This is a genomic window from Streptomyces sp. NPDC005263, assembly GCF_042872365.1.
Taxonomy (GTDB): Bacteria; Actinomycetota; Actinomycetes; order Streptomycetales; family Streptomycetaceae; genus Streptomyces.
Map to the genome: position 1 here is coordinate 630,870 of NZ_JBIAKJ010000004.1, position 20,158 is coordinate 651,027.

At 71.8% G+C, this 20,158-nt stretch carries 20 protein-coding genes; 11 read left to right on the forward strand and 9 right to left on the reverse strand.

The window, feature by feature from the left end; all coding sequences use genetic code 11:
* Positions 1 to 170: 170 nt before the first annotated feature.
* The gene (locus ACFYRY_RS21365) at positions 171 to 368 is read left to right on the forward strand and encodes a DUF6300 family protein (protein WP_389147666.1); all 198 of its coding nucleotides are present in this window, start codon (positions 171 to 173) and stop codon (positions 366 to 368) included.
* A gap of 351 nt (positions 369 to 719) precedes the next feature.
* Positions 720 to 1,472 (forward strand): class I SAM-dependent DNA methyltransferase, encoded by a 753-nt coding sequence (locus tag ACFYRY_RS21370; protein WP_389147668.1) that lies wholly within the window; start codon positions 720 to 722, stop codon positions 1,470 to 1,472.
* 437 nt (positions 1,473 to 1,909) lie between these two features.
* Here the strand turns inward: ACFYRY_RS21370 and ACFYRY_RS21375 are convergent, their stop codons facing one another.
* The 9 genes from ACFYRY_RS21375 to ACFYRY_RS21415 form a co-directional block, all read right to left on the reverse strand.
* Positions 1,910 to 2,233, reverse strand: coding sequence for a helix-turn-helix domain-containing protein (locus ACFYRY_RS21375; protein WP_389147671.1), 324 nt, complete (start codon positions 2,231 to 2,233; stop codon positions 1,910 to 1,912).
* Positions 2,233 to 2,601, reverse strand: coding sequence for a type II toxin-antitoxin system RelE/ParE family toxin (locus ACFYRY_RS21380; protein ID WP_389147673.1), 369 nt, complete (start codon positions 2,599 to 2,601; stop codon positions 2,233 to 2,235). The genes ACFYRY_RS21375 and ACFYRY_RS21380 overlap by 1 nt, the downstream gene beginning before the upstream one ends.
* A 231-nt stretch (positions 2,602 to 2,832) precedes the next feature.
* Positions 2,833 to 3,375, reverse strand: coding sequence for a hypothetical protein (locus ACFYRY_RS21385; protein ID WP_389147676.1), 543 nt, complete (start codon positions 3,373 to 3,375; stop codon positions 2,833 to 2,835).
* The gene (locus tag ACFYRY_RS21390; protein ID WP_389147679.1) at positions 3,353 to 4,642 is read right to left on the reverse strand and encodes a WXG100 family type VII secretion target; all 1,290 of its coding nucleotides are present in this window, start codon (positions 4,640 to 4,642) and stop codon (positions 3,353 to 3,355) included. The genes ACFYRY_RS21385 and ACFYRY_RS21390 overlap by 23 nt, the downstream gene beginning before the upstream one ends.
* On the reverse strand, positions 4,642 to 4,944 hold the full coding sequence (locus tag ACFYRY_RS21395; protein WP_389147681.1) for a DUF6317 family protein: 303 nt from the start codon (positions 4,942 to 4,944) through the stop codon (positions 4,642 to 4,644). The genes ACFYRY_RS21390 and ACFYRY_RS21395 overlap by 1 nt, the downstream gene beginning before the upstream one ends.
* Positions 4,944 to 5,483 (reverse strand): SAV_915 family protein, encoded by a 540-nt coding sequence (locus tag ACFYRY_RS21400; protein WP_389147684.1) that lies wholly within the window; start codon positions 5,481 to 5,483, stop codon positions 4,944 to 4,946. The genes ACFYRY_RS21395 and ACFYRY_RS21400 overlap by 1 nt, the downstream gene beginning before the upstream one ends.
* Before the next feature lie 191 nt (positions 5,484 to 5,674).
* Positions 5,675 to 6,640: a DMT family transporter gene (locus tag ACFYRY_RS21405; protein ID WP_389147687.1), complete on the reverse strand. Its 966-nt coding sequence runs from the start codon at positions 6,638 to 6,640 to the stop codon at positions 5,675 to 5,677.
* A gap of 183 nt (positions 6,641 to 6,823) precedes the next feature.
* Positions 6,824 to 7,588 (reverse strand): metallophosphoesterase family protein, encoded by a 765-nt coding sequence (locus ACFYRY_RS21410; RefSeq protein WP_389147689.1) that lies wholly within the window; start codon positions 7,586 to 7,588, stop codon positions 6,824 to 6,826.
* Between the two features lie 35 nt (positions 7,589 to 7,623).
* On the reverse strand, positions 7,624 to 10,521 hold the full coding sequence (locus ACFYRY_RS21415) for an FAD-binding and (Fe-S)-binding domain-containing protein (protein WP_389147692.1): 2,898 nt from the start codon (positions 10,519 to 10,521) through the stop codon (positions 7,624 to 7,626).
* A gap of 313 nt (positions 10,522 to 10,834) precedes the next feature.
* Between ACFYRY_RS21415 and ACFYRY_RS21420 the strand changes: the two genes are divergently transcribed.
* From ACFYRY_RS21420 to ACFYRY_RS21460, 9 genes are all read left to right on the forward strand, one after another.
* Positions 10,835 to 12,772, forward strand: coding sequence for an ATP-binding protein (locus ACFYRY_RS21420; protein WP_389147695.1), 1,938 nt, complete (start codon positions 10,835 to 10,837; stop codon positions 12,770 to 12,772).
* The gene (locus tag ACFYRY_RS21425; protein WP_389147698.1) at positions 12,769 to 13,176 is read left to right on the forward strand and encodes a roadblock/LC7 domain-containing protein; all 408 of its coding nucleotides are present in this window, start codon (positions 12,769 to 12,771) and stop codon (positions 13,174 to 13,176) included. Before ACFYRY_RS21420 ends, ACFYRY_RS21425 begins: the two co-directional genes overlap by 4 nt.
* Entirely contained in the window at positions 13,173 to 13,520 is a 348-nt protein-coding gene (locus ACFYRY_RS21430) for a DUF742 domain-containing protein (RefSeq protein WP_389147701.1), read from the forward strand. Before ACFYRY_RS21425 ends, ACFYRY_RS21430 begins: the two co-directional genes overlap by 4 nt.
* Positions 13,501 to 14,145, forward strand: a complete 645-nt coding sequence (locus tag ACFYRY_RS21435) for an ATP/GTP-binding protein (RefSeq protein ID WP_389147703.1) — start codon at positions 13,501 to 13,503, stop codon at positions 14,143 to 14,145. Before ACFYRY_RS21430 ends, ACFYRY_RS21435 begins: the two co-directional genes overlap by 20 nt.
* Positions 14,142 to 15,350 carry a cytochrome P450 gene (locus tag ACFYRY_RS21440; protein ID WP_389147706.1) on the forward strand — a complete coding sequence of 403 codons (1,209 nt, stop codon included), beginning with the start codon at positions 14,142 to 14,144 and terminating at the stop codon, positions 15,348 to 15,350. The genes ACFYRY_RS21435 and ACFYRY_RS21440 overlap by 4 nt, the downstream gene beginning before the upstream one ends.
* Positions 15,351 to 15,475: 125 nt before the next feature.
* Positions 15,476 to 16,594, forward strand: coding sequence for a phosphoserine transaminase (gene serC / locus ACFYRY_RS21445; RefSeq protein WP_389147708.1), 1,119 nt, complete (start codon positions 15,476 to 15,478; stop codon positions 16,592 to 16,594).
* Positions 16,595 to 16,856: 262 nt separating this feature from the next.
* Positions 16,857 to 17,747: an alkaline phosphatase family protein gene (locus ACFYRY_RS21450; protein WP_389147711.1), complete on the forward strand. Its 891-nt coding sequence runs from the start codon at positions 16,857 to 16,859 to the stop codon at positions 17,745 to 17,747.
* Positions 17,748 to 17,752: 5 nt separating this feature from the next.
* The gene (locus ACFYRY_RS21455; RefSeq protein ID WP_389147713.1) at positions 17,753 to 19,045 is read left to right on the forward strand and encodes an MFS transporter; all 1,293 of its coding nucleotides are present in this window, start codon (positions 17,753 to 17,755) and stop codon (positions 19,043 to 19,045) included.
* Complete coding sequence (locus ACFYRY_RS21460) at positions 19,042 to 20,064, forward strand: TolB family protein (protein ID WP_389147715.1); 1,023 nt, start codon at positions 19,042 to 19,044, stop codon at positions 20,062 to 20,064. Before ACFYRY_RS21455 ends, ACFYRY_RS21460 begins: the two co-directional genes overlap by 4 nt.
* The last annotated feature ends 94 nt before the right edge of the window (positions 20,065 to 20,158 follow it).

Below are 20,158 nucleotides of genomic sequence, written 5' to 3' on the forward strand. Positions count from 1 at the left end.
CCTGGAAACCAGCGGTGTCGAGTGTGCAGTCAACGCCGCGGGGATCTCGATCTTCTCGCCGAACGGTTTGGTGAGGCGGGTGCCTTGGCCTGCTGTTCGTCCATGGCCATGGCGCCGGCCAGGACCATGCGGTCGTCCGCGGAAATGATGCGATGCGCAATCTTCAGGTTATGGCGCAGTTTCCGAGCACCATCGAGAACGGGCGCGGTGCGAAGGTGCACGGCTTCAAGGAAGCCGTGCTGTGCGCCACCTGCGACCAGGACAGCCCGGCCGCCGCCGAGCTGCTGGCCCTGTTAACCGAGAACGACGGGACCTCCCCTGGCAACATGCAGGTCTTCGGCGAACTCGCCGTGGCCTGGGTCGAGTAGGTGCGTCACCGTACGGCCGACGAGGCCGCACACGACGTCGAACACAGACAGTGGCAACGCAGCGAGCTGTAACCCGCGAAAGCGGGCACCTCGCCGCCCTGGCCACGACGACCCGTGGCGGGAGTGTCCGGAGCACCGGCGGGAGGCCTGCACGGTTGTGGCACTGGTCTGTGGAGTGCCCGGCCCGGTGAGCGAGGGGCGGCCCCGTGCACGGTTGGCGTGGGTGCGCGCGGGCCGGTAGGTACGTCGGGGCGGACGTCCTGGCGCCGACAGCCCATTGGGGTACCGACCGCCTCGGGCTGCTGGCAAAAGGGCATGCGGCGCTGCCGACGCCCGCAGTACGGTCGCCCGATGGATGACGCCGAGAGCTACGCCGATCCTGATGGCTACTTCGACGAGCCGATCGCCGAGAAATACGACGAGTCTTCTGCGGGAATGTTCGCGTCCGATGTCGTGGACCCGGCGGTCGACGTCCTCGCCGGATTGGCCGACGGCGGGCGGGCCTTGGAGCTGGCCATCGGGACCGGACGTATCGCCCTGCCGTTGGCGCGGCGCGGTGTCGCGGTGCACGGCGTCGACATGTCGCGGGCGATGGTGAACCGGCTGCGGGCCAAACCCGGCGGTGACGCCATCGGCGTGACGATCGGCGACTTCGCGACGACGAAGGTCGACGGCACCTTCTCCGTGGCGTACCTGGTCTTCAACACGATCATGAATCTGACGTCACAGGCCGAACAGGTCGCCTGCTTCCGCAATGTCGCCGACCATCTGGAACCCGGCGGAACCTTCGTCGTCGAAGTCGGAGTCCCCGACCTGCGTCGGCTTCCACCCGGGCAGAACGTCCGGCCGTTCCACACGAGTGCGACGAAGTGGTCGTTCGACGTGTACGACGTGGCGACCCAGGCGATGAGTTCGAACTACGTCGAGGTCGTGGACGGCCGCGGCTCCTTCTGGTCCGTCCCCTTCCGGTACGTGTGGCCAGCGGAACTCGACCTCATGGCCCAGCTGGCCGGGCTCCGGCTGCGCGACCGCTGGGACGGCTGGACCAGGAACCCCTTCACGAGCGAGAGCGAACAGCACGTCTCGGTCTGGGAGAAGTGCTGAAGCTTCACGGAAGGGGATCGGCTGTCACCTGCCAGATGGAGACGAATTCAGAGCGCGGCGTGATCATGTAGACGAAGAACCCGCCGAGAACGAAAGCGTGCTTCGCCCCTTCATCCATCCCCTGGTATCCCGGCCGTGCAGGCAGAGGGCTTCATCGGCACGGACGAGTTCGTCGGCCTTCTTCTCCACCTCGTCGAGAAACGCGCGCGGAGCTCCGGCCGCCACGCTCTCCTCGTCCGGGAGGTACTCCCAGCCCCCGGTCACTCCGTGTGTACCGCCGTGGCGGCGTCACGGTAGACGCCCGCGGCGGTGGCCAGATACTCACGCGCCTCCTTCGGTGCGGACGAGATCTGCGCGAGGCACGCTCCGGCCGGGCGCTCACGCAGCCGGCGGCGTGCGCCGACGATGTCCTCGACGGACCGAGCGGAACTCGATTTTCATGCGGCGTGGGGGGTGAAGGTGACGTGGGAGTCACCCTCGTCGATGGCCAGGTTCAGGGTGCCGTCCAGGGCCTTTGCCAGGCGTCGCAGCAGCGGAAGAGTGGGCACGGTGTCTCCGCCCTCCGTCCGGGACACCTGGGGCTGCGTCATCCCGGCCCGTTCGGCCAGTTCGGCCTGGGACAGTCCGAGTTCGATCCGACGGTCGTAGACCGCCTGCCCGAGATCGCCGGCCAGCCGCGCGTCGACGTACTCCTGGTCGTACTCGACCGCCTCACCCGCAAGCTGCCGGGCCCGGCGCGTCCTCCACGTGCTGTGATTCATCAACTCTCCTTGCGCCGATCGTAGGTGTGCTCGGCCCGGCCATGCTCGACCTCGCAGACCTTCTGGGCCTGATGCGCACGCTCGACTTCCGCCGCCTCACGCATCCTCGTCTTACGGAACACCGTCAACAGAACGATCCGCTGTCCGGGGGCGAGCCAGTACGGGATGCGCACAGCCTCGCCGTCCAATTCGAAGCGCAGCTCACGCAGCTTGCCGCCCAGGTGACGCGAGTACGGCTCACCAAGCGTCGTCGGCTCGTCCAAGAGACGGTCCGTCTTGTCCTCCACCCGTCGGTAGAGGCGGAACGGAAGCAACTCCAGCCAATCCCGCACCTCGGGTTCGATTTCGATCTGCCACCGCTCGGCCATGCAATCAACGGTATATACCTCCAATTGCATAGCGCAAGCCTTCACCGGCCCCGCGGCCTGCACCTCCCCCTGCCACACGCGTACCGCTACGGGTATCTCGCCGGAACGGAAGGGGAAGTCGATCCTGACTGCTTGCGCCCAACGGCGGGTCGCTTCCGACTCGGGGAGCACCGTCGCGCCTAGGTACCAAGAGTGTCACTTCACGCCCCAGACGTATCCGTCCGGACGACGTCACGCCCCCGCCGGATGCTCCCGCACCCAGCGCCTGGCACCCACCTCGCTCGGATACTCCCGCACCGTGAACGCCGCGACGGCCCAGCCGGCGCACCAGGCGGCGCAGGCCGGCATGACGGGTGCCGCGATCACGAAGAGGAACCTGGCGGCGAGGGTCAGGCCCACCGAGCGGCGGGTCTCGTCGCGTTTGTCGCGGCGGGCCTGGTCGGGGGTCGGCGGATCCTGGAGCTTCTCGTGGTGGTCCCGGCGCTGCACCTGCCAGCCCCACACCACCGCCCCGCAGGAGGCCACCGCCTGCGCCCAGTCCCACACGGTGCGCACGGTCGGCGGCAGGTCGCCCCGGAAGCTGCCGTAGAGGACGAGGGCGATGTAGCAGAAGAAGGCCAGCACGGCGAACCAGAGGACCGCACCGAGGGCGCGGCGCAGCCAGTAGCGGGGGCCCCGTCGGTACCAGGTGGTACCGAGGCCCGGCAGGGCCGGGATCGGGGGCGGGGTGTGGGGGGCGGGGGCGGGAACGTCAGAAGATGCTCTTGATGCCATGCCAGACGTCATCCTTCAGTCGTACGAAGTCGTCCCCGGTCTCCGAGAGAACGTGGCCCGATCCGGTGAGCACCCCGCCGACCACGCCGTGGTCGTGGATGTCCTCGCTCCAGTGCTCGTGGAACGAGTGGTCGATGATGCCGGTCGCCCCGATCACCACCGCGCCCCCGACCCCGGCCACCACGGCCACGGGTACGTCGAAGGGCGCGGCGGCCACCAGTCCCGCCGTGATGGCGGTACCGGCCACCAGCCCGGCGACGTTGGCGCCTCCGTCCACGGTGACGGACTTCTGCCAGGACCAGCCCTTGTCGTGGTCGTCCGAGGCTTCCAGCAGCCCGCAGGCACCGGCCGCGGCGACGTCCAGGACCGGGACCTCCTTGAGGAAGTCCGGGAGTTTCTCCAGGCTCTTGCCCGCGCGCAGCGCGTCCGCCGCGTCGGCCAGCTTGACGTTCAGGGCCCGGTCGTACGGCAGCGCGGTGCTGCCGTGGTCGGCGCGGGCCAGGGCCTCCTCCAGGGAGTCGACCTTGGTGGCCGCGTCGGCGTAGGCGCCCTTCGCCGGAAGGTCCTTGGGCAGTCTGCGGCCCGCTTTCTGGTACGCCTTGCGTTCCGCGCGGAGCTCCTTCTTGGCGGCCTGCTCCTGCGCCTTGGCGTCGTCGAGCTTCGCCCGGGCGTCGTTGCCGCCCGCCCGCGCGTCCTCGGCGTCATAGGCGTACAGGCCCCGCAGGTAGTCCGCGACGGTGACCTTGTCGCCCGTCGACACCGGTGCGGTCACCTGCGCGTACAGGCCCCGCAGCTTCTCCGCCGCCACCAGTCGCGCGTGCTGGGCGGTGTGCAGGATCTGCCGGCGCACCGTGTCGTAATCGTGCAGCGCGGAGATGGTCTTCTGGTCGTCCGCGCTCGGGGGGTTCGCGGTGACGATGGTCAGGGGCACACCCTTGTCCGCCATGCCGACCCCGGCGCGGGTGGCCGTGTGTTCCGCGTTCTGCAGGGCCGTCTCGCAGGTGGACAGGGCGTCGACGAGGTCGGAGAGGATGTCGCCCGCGCTGTGCACGAGACTCGCGAACGCGCCCGCCGCGAGCGCGTCCTCGCTCCAGGCGGCGCGGAAGGACTCGGCGGCCTCGCCCTTCCAGGTCGCGTCGTCCACCAGTCCGTCGACGGCCCGGCCGAGCGGCCGCACGACCCCGTCCAGTTTTTCCTTGGCGTTGCGGTACGTCTCGGCCATCGTGCGCAGCCCGCCGATGTCACCGCCGACCCAGCTGTCCGCCATCAGCCGTCACCCACCATCAGGTCCTCGAATAGCCCGTGTACGTCGATGTCGTGCCGCTGGAAGGAGTCGCGGGCGTGGGCCACCTTGTCGCCGTGGTCGTCCAGCCGGTCGGCGAAGCCGGTGTGCAGGGCGATGACGAGGTCCGCGACCTCCTTGATCGCGCTGTCGAGCCCGGCGTCTCCGCCGTCGGCGATGGGCGGGGCCACGTCGGCGTGCAGCTTGCGGTAGTTGACGGCCTCGTCGTGGAAGGTCCTCGACATCGACGTGAGGTCGCTCAGGACCGCCTTGAAGTCGACCGCCATCAGCGCGTCTCCCGTGCGTAGGCGGCCAGGTCGGCCGGTTGCCAGTTGTGGGGGCCCGGGGCGATCCGCGGGTCGAGCAGCACGCCGGCACCGTGCGCGCCCAGCGCCTCGGCCAGCGGGCCGATGGAGGTGGCGACCCACGGCTGTGCCTCGCCGAGCGCCGCCACCAGCCCGGCCAGGGTGGTGAAGGCGAACGCCACGGTCCTGTCCGGGGGGTGCTCGAAGAGTTCGTAGGCGATGAAGGGCACGCGGGCGGGGGTGCCGGAGGGTTCCGTGGTGTCGGCGTAGCGGGGATGGGCGGGCACGAACACGGGTGTGTGGTAGGCGGGGACACCCGGCTTCGGGCCCGGTGGCTGCTCCGTCACATCCGTCACAGAGGGGTCGGCGTAATCGGCGTGGTCGATGTGGTCGACGTAGTCGAGGAGACGTGATCTGCGGGGCTCAGGCCCCGGTGCCGCCGCCTGGGCCGGACCCGCGGACGGCTGCCCCGGCACGGACTCGTCGTAGTCGAGAAGGCGCGAACGGATCGGTGTGTCCACCACCGTCTCCTCTTCCCCGTGGTTCCCAGTGGCCGGGTGGCGGGACCACCGTAGCCAGCAGGCAAACGGGCAAATATCGCCATGTCAGGGCGAAGAGGGTGGGGCATGCGGAACCCATACGACCGTTTGGCCACGGGCTGATGCGTGCTTGACCACCCGATGACCACCGCGGCCGTTGACCACCGCCGTTCTCAGGCCTCCGGGACCGTCTTCCGCCCCCGGCCGCGACCCACCTGCGTCCGCACCGCGCCCATGCTCGCCACGATGACCAAAGCGATCGCGGCGGCCTCGGGGAGCGCCAGGGTCTGGTTGAGGATCAGGAAGCCGGCGGTGGCGGCGAGGGCCGGTTCCAGGCTCATGAGGATCGCGAAGGTGGAGGCGGGCAGGCGCCTCAGGGCGAGGAGTTCGAGGGTGTACGGCAGGACGGACGAGAGGACGGCGACCGCCGAGCCCAGGGCGACCGTCGTCGGGTCGAGGAGCTTCGCGCCCGCCCCGGCGACACCGACCGGGAGGAACGCCAGCGCCGCGACCCCCATGGCGAGGGCGAGCCCGTCGGCCTGCGGGAAGCGGCGGCCCGTACGTGCGCTGAAGACGATGTACGCCGCCCACATGGCGCCCGCACTCAGGGCGAAGGCGATGCCCACCGGGTCGAGGCTGCCGAAGCCTCCGCCGCCGAGGAGGAAGACACCGGCCAGGGCGAGCGCGGCCCACAGCGCGTTGATCGCGCGCCGGGAGGCGAGGACGGAGAGCGTGAGGGGGCCGAGCACCTCCAGGGTGACGGCGGGGCCGAGGGGGATGCGGTCGACGGCCTGGTAGAACAGGCCGTTCATCGCGGCCATGGTGAGCCCGAAGACGACGACCGTGCCCCAGTCCGTACGGGAGTGGCCGCGCAGCCGGGGGCGGCAGACCACCAGGAGCACGACAGCCGCCGCGAGCAGCCGCAGGGTGACCACGCCGAACGCGCCGGCCCGCGGCATCAGGGTCACCGCGAGAGCGGCACCGAACTGCACCGAGACCCCTCCGGCGAGCACCAGCCCCACCGGACCGAGGGAACCGCCGCGGCCCGGACCACCGACCGGTGCGCCCGCCGGGGCGACCGCGGGGGCCGCGCCGGCCGGGGACGGAGTGGCGGGGGTGGCGGCGCTGGGGGTGCTCACGGGACCTTCCAGGGGACTGGGCTGCGGAATGGGCCGGGGACTGAGTCGGCCGAATACACTGGAGATCGTCCATCTCACTGTACGACGCAGTCCAGGGTAGTGGACTACGTCAGGTGTGTGAACCGTTTATGCAGCTGTCCCAGCATGTGGTCAGGGCCCCGGCCAGGCCCCGTCCAGGGCACCTCACCTCCCCGCGATCCGACCATCCCTGGGCCCGAACACCGCCAGCGCGTCGGCGTCCGTGGCACGGGCGTCGAGGTACTCGTCGGCCCATGCGGCGATGTCCGGGTAGTCGCAGTCCGCCGCCAGCCGGGCCCGGGCCGCCGGGATGTCGTACGGCGTCACGCGCAGGTCGGTGCCCGGGCCGAGCAGGCACCAGTGGGCGCCCGGGCGGCCGTACGGCATGCCGACGCTGCCGGGGTTGACGACCAGGCGGCCGTGGGCGAGGCGGACGAAGGGCATGTGGGTATGGCCGCAGACCACCGTGCGGATGTCGTCGGGCAGACCGGCGAACACCTCCGCCCAGCGGTCGAGGCGGGAGTCGACGAGGACGACCTCCTCGTCGTCACGGGGTGTGGCATGGCAGAACAGGACCTTGCCGTGACCATCGACCTCCAGCACCAGCGACTCGGGCAGCCCGGCGAGGAAGTCGACCTGTTCCGCGCGGAGCCGGCCCGCGGCGTACGGGCCGATCGGGTCGGGGATGTCATCCCGCTCTCCCCGGCGGTACTCGACCAGCTCACGGTCCGCGTTACCCGAGACCCACGACACCCGCTCGCCCTGCGCCCGCAGCAGGTCGATCACCTCGGACGGCTGCGGGCCCGCCGTGATGTCCCCGGTGAGCACGATCCGCTCGGCGCCGGCCACCTCAGGCTCGGCGAGCACGGCCTCCAGGGCGGGCAACACGCCGTGGATGTCGGACAGAACTGCGACGCGGTTCAGCGCCATGGACTAGCCCCCTCATTCGGTTTCATGGACTCGCCTCACTCGGTGGACGGGCGGCCGGTCCCGTCCGCCGCCCCCTCCGTCAACCCATCCGCCAGCACCTCCGCCAGATGCCTCCCCCGCACCCCCGCCAGCTGTTCCAGCTGGGTGCGGCAGGAGAAGCCGTCGGCGAGGATCGCCGTGCCGTCCTCGGCTGCTCGTACCGCGGGCAGGAGCTGGTCCTCCGCGCTGGCCTTCGACACCTCGAAGTGGCCTTTCTCGAAGCCGAAGTTACCCGCGAGGCCGCAGCAACCGCCGCTCAGTTCGCCGGAGAGCCGAGCGGCTTGACGCAGCCTCCGGTCGGCGGTGTCGCCGAGGACGGCGTGTTGGTGGCAGTGGGTCTGGCCGGCCACCGGGCGGTCGACGCGGGGTGGCGTCCAGTCGGGGGCCAGGCGTTCCAGCGCCTCCGCGAAGGTGAGGACCCTCGCGGCCAGGCGGGCCGCGCGCGGATCGTCGTGCAGCAGCTCCGGCAGGTCCGTGCGGAGCGCGGCCGCGCAGCTGGGTTCCAGGACGACCACGGGGGCGTCCGTCTCCAGCACCGGGGCCATCAGGTCGAGGGTGCGGCGCAACACCGTACGGGCGCGGTCGAGTTGACCGGTGGATACGTAGGTCAGACCACAGCAGACCCGGCTCTGCCGCACGCTCAGCAGGGAGATCGCCGCCCTGGACGTACCGTCCCCCACCGGGCGCACCCGCATCCGCAGGGTCGGCGGCAGCGCCACCCGCAGCCCCGCCGCCTCCAGTACCCGTACGGCCGCCCGGCCCACCGACGGCGACAGGTGCTCGGTGAAGGTGTCCGGCCAGAGGACGACCAGATCGCCGTCGCCGGAGGGCCGCGCGGGCGCCCGCCCGCGCCACCAGCCGCTGAACGTCTCCCCCGCCACCCGGGGGATCTCCCGCTCGGGCGCGATCCCGCCGAGCCGCTTCACCAGCCACGCGAGGGGCCGTACGGCGGCCAGGGCGTTGACCACCGGAGCCGTCCGGGTGCGGGCCACCGCGCGCAGCCACACCGGCAGCCACCCCATGCTGTAGTGGGCGGCCGGGCGGCGGCGCCCGGCGTAGTGGTGGTGCAGGAACTCCGCCTTGTAGGTGGCCATGTCGACCTCGACCGGGCAGTCGGAGCGGCAGCCCTTGCAGGACAGGCACAGGTCCAGCGCGTCCCGGACCTCCGGCGAGCGCCAGCCGTCGGTGACCAGCTCCCCCGCGAGCATCTCGTGCAGCAGCCGGGCCCGCCCGCGCGTGGAGTGCGCCTCCTCGCCGGTCGCGCGGAAGGACGGGCACATGACGGCGGAACCCGACACGGACTCCGTACGGCATTTCGCGACCCCCACGCAGCGGCGCACCGCGGCCGAGAAGTCGCCGCCGTCGGAGGGGTAGCCGAAGGCCACGTCCACCGGTTCGCGCGGGAGGACGGAGAAGCGGAGGTTGGTGTCGAGGGGTGCCGGGCGGACCAGCATGCCGGGGTTGAGCAGGTCGTCCGGGTCCCAGACGGCCTTCGCGCGCTCGAACAGCGCGACCGTCTCCTCGCCGTACATCCGAGGCAGCAGCTCCGCCCGCGCCTGCCCGTCGCCGTGTTCGCCGGACAGTGAACCGCCGTGGGCGACGACCAGCTCGGCCAGGTCCTGGGAGAAGCTCCGGAAACGGGCCACTCCCGCGTCGGTGAGCAGGTCGAAGTCGATGCGGACGTGGATGCAGCCGTCCCCGAAGTGGCCGTACGGGGTGCCGCGCAGCCCGTGTGTCCGCAGCAGCGCCCGGAAGTCTCGCAGGTAGGCGCCCAGCCGGGCGGGTGGGACCGCGCAGTCCTCCCAGCCGGGCCAGGCCTCGGCGCCGTCCGGTGTCCTGGTGGCCGTGCCGCTCGCGTCCTCCCGGATGCGCCACAGCGCCCGCTGAGCGGCCGGGTCCGTGACCACCAGCGCGTCGACGACGTCCGCCGCCCGCACGATCCGCTCGGCACCCGCCCGTGCCTGAGCCTCCGTGTCGCCGCCGGTCTCCACGAACAGCCAGGCCCCGCCGCGCGGCAGGTCGGCCGCCGAGGGCACGAGGTCGGCGGCCATGCCCTCCACGGTGAGCGGCCGGTGCGGCAGCAGACCGGACGCCGCCTCCGCCGCCGCGCTCTCGTCGGCGTACCCGAGCACGGCCAGCGCCCGCGCGCGGGGCGCCCGCACCAGCCGTACGACGGCCTCCGTGAGGACGCCGAGGGTGCCCTCCGAGCCGCAGAAGGAGCGGGCGACGTCGGCGTGGTTCTCGGGCAGCAGCGCGTCCAGCGCGTACCCGGAGATGCGGCGGGGCAGGTCGGGGAAGCCGGTGCGCAGCCGGGACAGTTCGCCGTCCACCAGGTCCCGCAGGCCCTCCGGCGCCCCCTGCCACCCCTGCCCGAGCCGCAGCCGCTCGCCGCGCGCGGTGAGCACCGACAGGTCACGCACGCTGTCCGCGGTCGTCCCCCACGCGACCGAGTGCGAGCCGCACGAGTTGTTGCCGATCATCCCGCCGAGCGTGCAGCGGCTGTGGGTGGACGGGTCGGGGCCGAAGCGCAGTCCGTGCGGGGCGGCGGCCTCCTGGAGGCGGTCGAGGACCAGGCCCGGCTGCACGACCGCGAGGCCGGCCTCCGGGTCGAGGGACAGCAGGCGGTTCATGTGCCGGGTGAAGTCCAGCACCACGCCCGTGCCCGTCGCCTGCCCGGCGATCGACGTGCCCCCGCCGCGCGGCACCACCGGCACGCCCTGCGCCCGGCACACCGCCAGGACGGCCGCCACGTCGTCGGCGTCCCGGGGGGCGACCACCCCGAGCGGCACCCGCCGGTAGTTGGACGCGTCCATGGTGACCAGCGCCCGGGACGTGACGTCGAACCCGACCTCACCCCGGACCGCCCTCCGCAGCTCTGCCTCGAGATCCCTCATGCGTCCAGAGTGCATCCGGCCTACGACGACGAGGCCACTTGTCCACAGACGGCGAGGCCGCTTGTCCACAGGGGGATGCCGGGCCGCGCTCGGACCGAGGTCACATTGTCATAAACGGAACAAGACATTCCCGATTCGGTCGGAAAGTCTCCTATAGTGACCGCCAGTTGAGCCACCCTGCACACACAGTGGCGCTGTTCGCGCTGCCCTGAACCACCACTCAACCACCCGTAAAGGACCCGACGAGGGCCGCCCGCGGCACGACGGCGACCGCCCGAGGACCCGACCGAGGACCGGACCGAGGATCCCCTTCATGACCGCGCCCACCCTGCCCGGCGACCGGCCCGCCTTCCGCACCGTCGCGCCGGTTCTGCTGCTCGCCGCCGTCCTGTCCGCGCTCGCCGTCGCCGGTGCGGTCGCCGAGGCACCCTCGTCGGTGCGCACCCCGCTCGCCTGGGGCGCCACCACCGCCGCCCTGCTGCTGTGCGCGGCCGTCACTCTGGCCGCTCACGGCCTCCAGACGGCCCGGCTCACCCGCGACCGGCTGGAGGCCGTCACCCTGGACGCGGGACGGCTGCTCCAGGAACGGGCCCGGCTGGCCGAGGAGTCCCGCCGGGAGCACGACCGCCTGACCGTCGAACTCGCCCGGGAACGCACCCGGCTGAGGGCCGAGTCCGACTGGGAACGCACCCGGATCACCGACTCCTTCAGCAACGAACGCGTCCAGCTCACCGAGTCCTTCGCCGAGGAACGCGTCCAGCTCACCGAGTCCTTCGCCGAGGAACGCGACCGCCTCACCGAGTCCTTCGCCCAGGAGCGCACCCAACTCGTCGAGGAACGCGACCGCCTGGCCGGCGAGAACTCCCGGCTCACCGCCCAACTCCGCCGGGCCACCGGCGAGCGTGCCGCGGCCATCTCCGCCACCGCCAACGCGGCCGGCCGGATGCAGGCCCTCTCCACCGGCATGCTGGCCGACCTGCGGGCGATGGAGGAACGGCACGGCGACGAGGACGTCCTCGCCGATCTCCTCCACCTCGACCACCGCACCGCGCAGGCGGGCCGGCTCGCCGACTCCGTCGCGGTCCTCACCGGCGCCCGCTCCGGCCGCCGTTGGGCGCGCCCCATCGTCATGGAGTCGATCATGCGGGGCGCGATGGGCCGCATCAGCGGCTATCGGCGGGTGCGTGTCCACTCGTCCAGCGAGGCAGCGGTCGCCGGCCACGCCGCCGAGGGCGTGATGCACGCGCTCGCCGAACTCCTGGACAACGCCGCCAACTTCTCGCCGCCGTCCGCCGAGGTCCACGTCTACGTGGAGGAGGTGCCGGCCGGAGTGATCGTGTCCGTCGAGGACAGCGGACTCGTCATGGGCGAGGTGCAGCTGCGCCGCGCCGAGGAGGCGATCTCCGGCCAGTCCACCGGGATCGGCGGTCTCACCGGCACCCGGCTCGGTCTCGCGGTGGTCGGGCGGCTGGCCCGCAAGTACGGCCTGAGGGTGTCCTTCCGGCCGTCCGCGCGTGGCGGGACGGGCGTCCTGATGCTCATTCCGCAGGACATACTCACCAGCCCGGCCGCAGCCGAGCCGCCCGCCGGGCAGCCGTCCGCCACCTCGCCGAGCACCCCCGCCGAGCCGCCCGCCTCGCCGCCGAGTCCCCCCGCCGAGGAGCCCCGCCCCGAGGCGACCCCCGCCCCGGCCGACTCCACGACCGGCCCGGCCCCCGATCCGGCAGCCCAGCAGGACTCCCCGGACCCCGACGCCGTACCACTCCCCGACTCCGCGGACACCGACCCCGCACCGCCGCACCACTCCCCGGCCCCCGACCCCCTGCCCGTCCACGAGGCCGCGGATCACACGGCGGACGAGCGGCCCGCGGGACTGCCCAAGCGCAGCCGTGGCCGGACCCTGGCCGAGGCCGAGCGTCGGCTCAGCGCGGCCCGTGTCACCGAGCCGCGCCCCGGTCCCGCCGCCGACGACGCCAGTACCCGGGCGACCCGCTTCGACAACTTCCGTCAGGCGGTACGCGCCGCGGCACCGGACCAGGCCGATCTCCAGGACCCTGCCGACCCCAGCCGGGAAGGCATGCTCCCGGACCCGGCCGCCCCGGACCGGACCGGCGCGCTCCCCGACCCGGCCGCCCCGGACCGGGAAGGCGGCCCGCGTACCGCCACCACCGCGGTACCCGAAGCGGCCGAGGAGACCGCCGACATCCCGTCCCACCAGCACGCGCACCCGGAAGGCGACCCCACCTCATGACCGGCACGACCACCGCCGACGAGAAGCTCACCTGGCTCATCGAAGGCCTTCTGGAGCGGACCCCGGGCGCACGGCACGCCCTCGTGCTGTCCCGCGACGGCCTGAAGCTGTGCCGTACACCGGAGCTCACCGTCGACCAGGCCGACCAGCTCGCCGCGATAGCCGCCGGCATCCAGTCGCTGTCGCACGGGGCGTCCATCGAGTTCGGCGACGGCAGCGGAGGTGTGCGGTCGGCGATGACGGAGTTCTACGGGGGCGTCCTGTTCATCGTCGAGGCCGGACAGGGCGCGCACCTCGCAGTGGTCACCACCGATGACGCGGACGTCGGACTCGTCGGCCACAACATGAGCGAGCTGGTGGAGCAGCTCGGCGAACACCTGACCGCGCAGCCGCGTACGCCATGAGCCGACCCGGCAGGGACGACGCCCCGGACCGCCTCTACACCCTCACCGCGGGGCGCACCCGGCCCGGGCCCGACAGCCCGTTCGACCTGGTGACCCTGGTCGTCGCCGAGAGCGACCCCCGGCCCGGCATGCAGTCGGAGCACGTGGCGATCCTCAGGATGGCCGAACGCCCCACCGCGGTCGTCGAGGTGGCCGCCGAACTGCGGCTGCCGGTGAGCATCACCAAGGTCCTGCTCTCCGACCTCCTCGCGGCGGGCCGGGTCAGTGCCCGCCACCCGTACGCGGCGGCCGTACCCCAACCCGATCTCCTGGAGCAGGTGCTCGTTGGACTCCGTAACCTCTGACGCGCGCACCCCGCTGGGTGCCTCCGCCGACAACGGCCTGAAGATCGTGGTCGTCGGCGGCTTCGGCGTCGGCAAGACGACCCTGGTCCGCTCGGTGAGCGAGATACGTCCGCTCAACACCGAGGAGACGATGACCCGGGCGGGCGAAGCGGTCGACGACATCAGCGAGGTGAGCGGCAAGACCGCGACCACCGTCGCCTTCGACTTCGGCCGCATCACGCTCGACGCCCGCAATGTGCTCTACCTGTTCGGCGCGCCCGGCCAGGAACGGTTCTGGTTCCTGTGGGACCGGCTGTTCTCCGGCACGCTCGGCGCGGTCGTCCTCGTCGACACCCGCCGTATCGACGACTCCTGGTACGCCATCGACCGCCTCGAACACCACGGCACGCCGTTCATCGTCGCCTGCAACGACTTCGGCGGCCCCGCCTTCGCCCAGGCGGACGTCCGCGAGGCCCTCGACCTCGATCCGCACGTGCCGCTGCTCGACTGCGACGCCCGCTCCCGCGCGTCCAGCAAGCAGGTCCTCATCACGCTGGTCCAGCACCTCAAGGACCGGTACACCGGCAAGCACCCGTACGCCGGCCAGGCCGCCCAAGCCGCCCCGCCCCGACAGGAGTTCGCGTGACCACCGACGCCGTCCCGCTCAGCGGGCCCCGGTTCCAGTCCGAACCCACCCGCCTGTACCGGGAGCTGCGACGCGAGCACGGCCCCGTGACGCCGGTGCTGCTCGACGGCGACGTGCCCGCCTGGCTGGTCCTCGGCTACCGGGAGCTGCACCAGGTCACCGGCGACCCGGTGCTGTTCAGCCGGGACTCGGACCTGTGGAACCTGTGGGACACCATCCCCGACGACTGGCCGCTGCTGCCGATGATCGGCCGCAAGCAGCCGTCGATCCTCTACACCGTCGGCGAACGCCACCGCGAACGCGCCGCCATGATCAGCGACGCGCTGGAGGAGGTCGACGCCTCCGACCTGCGCGGCCACGCCGAGCGGTTCGCCGACGAACTGATCGACGCGGTGTGCGCCAAGGGCGAGACGGACCTCATCGCCGACTACGCGATGCTGCTGCCGGTGCGGGTCCTCGCCCGTCTCTACGGCTTCTCCGACGAGCAGGGTCCGGGCCTGGTCACCGCCCTCAACGACATGATCGACGGCCGGGAGCGGGCGATCGCGGGCCAGACCCACCTGGTCACCTCCATGTCCGAGCTGCTGGCCGACCGGAAGGTGAACCCCGCCGACGACGTCCTGTCCCGGATGCTCGCCGACCGCTCCGGCTTCACCGACGAGGAGATCGGCCAGGACCTCGTGGTGATGCTGGCGGCGGGCCACCAGCCCACCGCCGACTGGATCGGCAACTCGCTGCGGCTGATGCTGACCGACGACCGTTTCGCCGCCTCCCTCTTCGGTGGCCGCAACAGCGTCGCCGAGGCCATGAACGAGGTGCTGTGGGAGGACACCCCCTCGCAGAACATCGCCGGGCGCTGGGCATCGCGCGACACCCACCTCGGCGGGCGCCGCATCCGCGCCGGCGATCTGCTGTTGCTCGGCCTCCAGGGCGCCAACTCCGACCCGCAGGTCCGCACCGACGGGTCCGCGCTCACCGGCGGCAACAACGCGCACTTCTCCTTCGGCCACGGTGAGCACCGTTGCCCGTTCCCGGCACAGGAGATCGCCGAGGTCATCGCGCGGACCGGCATCGAGGTCGTACTGGACCGGCTGCCGGACATCGACCTGGCGGTGCCCGCCGAGTCCCTCACCCGACGGCCCTCACCGTGGCTGAGAGGACTGACCGAGCTGCCGGTCCGCTTCACCCCCGTGCCCACGCTCTGACCTCCCGCCCGACCCGTTCTCCATGACCGTGGGACTGGATTTTCACCCGGTCCGCGAGTCGTGCGATGCGTCTCATCGGACGGACGCGTTTCCGTCCGGTTTCATGAAGAGATACGCTCCGGCACGTGGCTGAGATCCAGATTCCTGCTGACATCAAGCCCGCCGACGGACGATTCGGCGCGGGTCCCTCCAAGGTCCGGGTGGAGGCGCTGGACGCGCTGGCCGCCACCGGTACGTCCCTCCTGGGTACCTCTCACCGCCAGGCTCCGGTCAAGAACCTGGTCGGCAAGGTGCGCGAAGGCATCAGCGAGCTGTTCCAGCTCCCCGAGGGCTATGAGGTCGTCCTCGGCAACGGCGGCTCCACCGCCTTCTGGGACGTCGCGACGCACGGCCTGATCGAGAACAAGTCCCAGCACCTGACCTTCGGCGAGTTCAGCTCCAAGTTCGCCAAGGCCTCCAAGCTCGCCCCCTGGCTCGCCGAGCCCACGGTCATCTCCGCCGACCCCGGCACCCACCCCGACCCGCGGGCCGAGGCGGGCGTCGACGTGTACGCGTACACGCACAACGAGACCTCCACCGGTGTCGCCGCCCCCATCAAGCGGGTGGCGGGCGCCGACGCGGGCTCCCTGGTCCTGGTGGACGCCACCTCCGGCGCCGGCGGCCTCCCCGTCGACATCGCCGAGACCGACGTCTACTACTTCGCCCCGCAGAAGTCCTTCGCCTCCGACGGCGGCCTGTGGATCGGCGTGTTCTCCCCGGCCGCGATCGAGCGCGCCGAGCGGATCCACGCCTCCGGCCGCCACGTCCCGGAGTTCTTCTCGCTCCCGACGGCGATCGACAACTCCCGCAAGAACCAGACGTACAACACCCCGGCCCTCGCGACCCTGTTCCTGCTGAACGACCAGCTGGAGTGGATCAACGGCCAGGGCGGCCTCGCCTGGTCCACGGGCCGCACGAAGGACTCCTCGACCCGCCTCTACGGCTGGGCGGAGGAGTCCAAGTACGCGACCCCGTTCGTCACCGACCCGGCCAAGCGCTCCCAGGTCATCGGCACGATCGACTTCTCCGACGAGATCGACGCCGCCGCCGTCGCCAAGGTCCTGCGCGCCAACGGCGTCGTCGACACCGAGCCGTACCGCAAGCTCGGCCGCAACCAGCTCCGCGTCGCGATGTTCCCGGCGATCGACCCGGCGGACGTCGAGGCGCTGACGAAGTGCGTCGACTACGTGATCGAGAAGCTGTAGCAACAGCTCGTACGACGACGAGGGGCGCCCGGCCGGTACGGGCGCCCCTCGTCGTCGTACGGTGGGGTGGGGCGACGATGCGGCGGCACCGCTTGACGGGGGCTTTACCGGCATGGGGAGCCCTTGACGCGGGCTTTGCCCGGCAGGGCCCAGCGTTCGCCTGATCTTCCCTCGCGACGCGCGGCCGGGGCCCCGGGCGGGCACCTACAGTTACGGCGCTGCCACCCCCCGTACGTCCGTCACTGCTGTCCGGAGGACAGGTATGACCGCCGTCAAGGCCGCCAAGCCCAGCAGACGCCCCCTCGCCTCGCTCGCCGGAGCCGTCGCCCTCACCGCCGCCTCCATCGGTCTGTGGACCGTCACCGGCACCACCGCTCAGGCCGCCGCCCTCCCCACGCCCGACCACGTCGTGGTCGTCGTGATGGAGAACCACGCCTACTCGCAGGTGATCGGCAGCTCCAGCGCCCCTTACCTCAACAACACCCTCAAGGCGGGTGGCGCCAACCTCACCCAGTCGTACGGCCTCACCCACCCCAGCGAGCCGAACTACTACATGCTGTTCTCCGGCTCCAACCAGGGCCGCACCGACGACAGTTGTGTCAGCGTCGGGTCCATCTCCGCGCCGAACCTGGCCGCCGAGCTGATCGCCGCCGGGAAGACCTGGGCGAGCTACAACGAGTCGCTGCCCAGCCAGGGTTCGACGACCTGCAGCAGCGGCAACTACGCGCAGAAGCACAACCCGTGGTTCGGTTTCTCCAACGTGCCCACCAGCACCGCGAAGACGATGACGCAGTTCCCGACCGACTACACGACCCTGCCGAAGGTCTCCTTCGTCACCCCGAACCTGTGCAGTGACATGCACGACTGCTCGGTCTCCACGGGTGACACCTGGATCAAGAACAACCTGGGCGCCTACGCCACCTGGGCCAAGACCCACAACAGCGTCCTCGCCGTCACCTTCGACGAGGACAACAAGCTCTCCGGCAACCGCATCCCCACCGTCCTGTACGGGCAGCACGTCACCCCCGGCAGTTCCAGCGCCACCACGTACAACCACTACAACGTGCTGCGCACCGTGGAGGACCTGGCCGGTCTGACCGCGCACGCGGGCAACGCCGCCTCGGCGGCCGACATCACCGGCATCTGGAACTGACGCCGGTGTACCTCGCGGACTCCCGCGGTACGAAGGCCCCCGTCGCCCCGGACCCCCGTCCGGGGCGGCGGTCGGCCGCCGTGCCCCACACCGTGCTGGCCCTGGGCGCGGTCAGCCTCATCACGGACGTCTCCTCGGAGATGGTCACGGCCGTCCTGCCGCTGTACGTGGTCACCGCGCTTGGCCTGTCCCCGCTCGGTTTCGGTGTCCTCGACGGCATCAACAACGGCGTCGGGGCCCTGGTACGGCTGGCCGGAGGTCATCTCGCCGACCGGGGCGGACGTCGGCACAAGGTGGTGGCGGGCCTCGGCTACGGCCTGTCGGCGGTGTGCAAGCCGCTGCTGCTGCTCGCCCACACCCTCCCCGTGCTCAGCGCCGTCCTCGCGGTCGACCGCACCGGCAAGGGGCTGCGTACCGCTCCCCGGGACGCGATGATCTCGCTGTCCACCGAACCCGCGTACCGGGGGCGGGCGTTCGGGGTGCACCGCGCCATGGACACCACCGGCGCGCTGCTCGGCCCGCTCGTCGCGTTCGCCGTACTGCGGGCCACCGTCGACGGCTACGACGCGGTCTTCGCGGTCAGCGGCTGCGTGGCCGCACTCGGTGTCCTGGTCCTGCTGCTGTTCGTGCCCCGCCGCATCACCCCCGCGGGCGCCGTGACCCTGCCCGAGCGGCCCCCGGCCCTGCGCGACTCCCTCGCCCTGCTGCGCCGGCCCGGGCTGCGCCGCCTCACCGTGTGCGCGGCGCTCCTCGGTCTCACCACCGTCAGCGACTCCTTCCTCTACCTCCTCCTGCAACGCGAGGGGGACCTGTCCGCCCACCTGTTCCCGCTGCTGCCGCTGGGCACGGCCGCCGTCTTCCTGCTGCTGGCCGTCCCGCTCGGCGCGCTCGCCGACCGCGTCGACCGCCGCCGGCTCTTCCTGGCCGGCCACGGCGTCCTGCTGCTCGGCTACGGCCTGGTGCTCGCCCCCTGGCACGGCGTCCCGGCCGTGCTCGCCGTCCTCGTCCTGCACGGCACCTTCTACGCGGCCACCGACGGTGTCCTCGCGGCCGCCACCGCGGGAGCCGTCCCGGCACGCCACCAGGGCGCCGGGCAGGCACTGGTGGGCACCGGCCAGGCGCTGGCCCGGTTCGGCTGCTCGCTCGCCTTCGGCGCGGCCTGGAGCCTGTGGGGCGGGCGGACCGCCCTCGCCGTCACCGCCGCCGCACTGGCCGTCAGCGCCGTAGTGGCCTCATTCCTTCTCCGTACCGCCGATGAGGGCCATGAGGCCTATGAGGCCTATGAGGTGTCCTCGTGACCAGAACCGCCCGTCTGACGTTCCTGCTGGTCGCCGTTCTGCTGCTCGGGGCGGTCGGTACCGGGGCCGTGCTGCACGCCGCCCACCGGTCCGACCTGCGTGACCAGCAGCAGGCGAACGGCCCGACCGTGCGGGCCGGTACCGTCTCGCTGCGTCCGTCGACCGGCCGACGGCTGCTGGTCCGCAACCTGGCCTGGGGCCCGCACCGCGACGAGATAGCCTCCGTGCCCGCCGACGATCCGCGCGGGCCGCGCACCGCGTCGGGCGTCAAGTGCCTGCGTTTTCACGCGGCCGCCGGAACCGCCGTCTGTCTGCGGGCCGTGCACGGCGCGCTGTCGGACAGCTACCGCGCGGTGGTCCTCGACTCCCACCTCCACGAGGTGCACCACTTCCCGGCGGCGGGCATCCCCACCCGGGCCCGGGTCTCGCCCTCCGGCCACATGGTCGCCTGGACGGTCTTCGTCAGCGGCGACTCGTACGCCGGCACCGACTTCTCCACCCGCACCGCCATCGTCGACACCCGCACCTGGGCGATCGACGACAACCTGGAGACCTTCCACATCACCAAGGACGGCCGTCCCTACCACGCCGCGGACACCAACGTCTGGGGTGTCACCTTCGCCGACGACAACAGCTTCTACGCCACGCTGGCGACCGGCGGGAAGACGTACCTGGTCCGCGGGGACGTGGCCGCACGCACCCTCACCACGCTGCACCGCAACGTCGAGTGCCCCTCCCTCTCCCCCGACGGCACCCGGCTCGCCTACAAGAAACGCGTCCACGGGGCCTCCCCCGACGCTCCCTGGCGCCTCTACGTCCTGGACCTCCACACCATGAAGGAGACCGCGACGGCCGAGCAACGCAACATCGACGACCAGGCCCTCTGGTCCGACGACTCCACCCTCGTCTACGCCCTCCCCGGCGACTACGGCTCGGACCTGTGGACCGTCCCCGCCGACGGAACGGGCACGGCCCGCCGCCTGATGCCCTCCGCGGTCGCGCCTGCCTATCTGGGGTGACGGACAGTCCGGGACCGAGCGGGCAGGAGCAACAACCCGCCGTACCAACGTGTTTACGCCCTGGGCAAGATCAAGGCAAAGCCTTCGGTGTCCC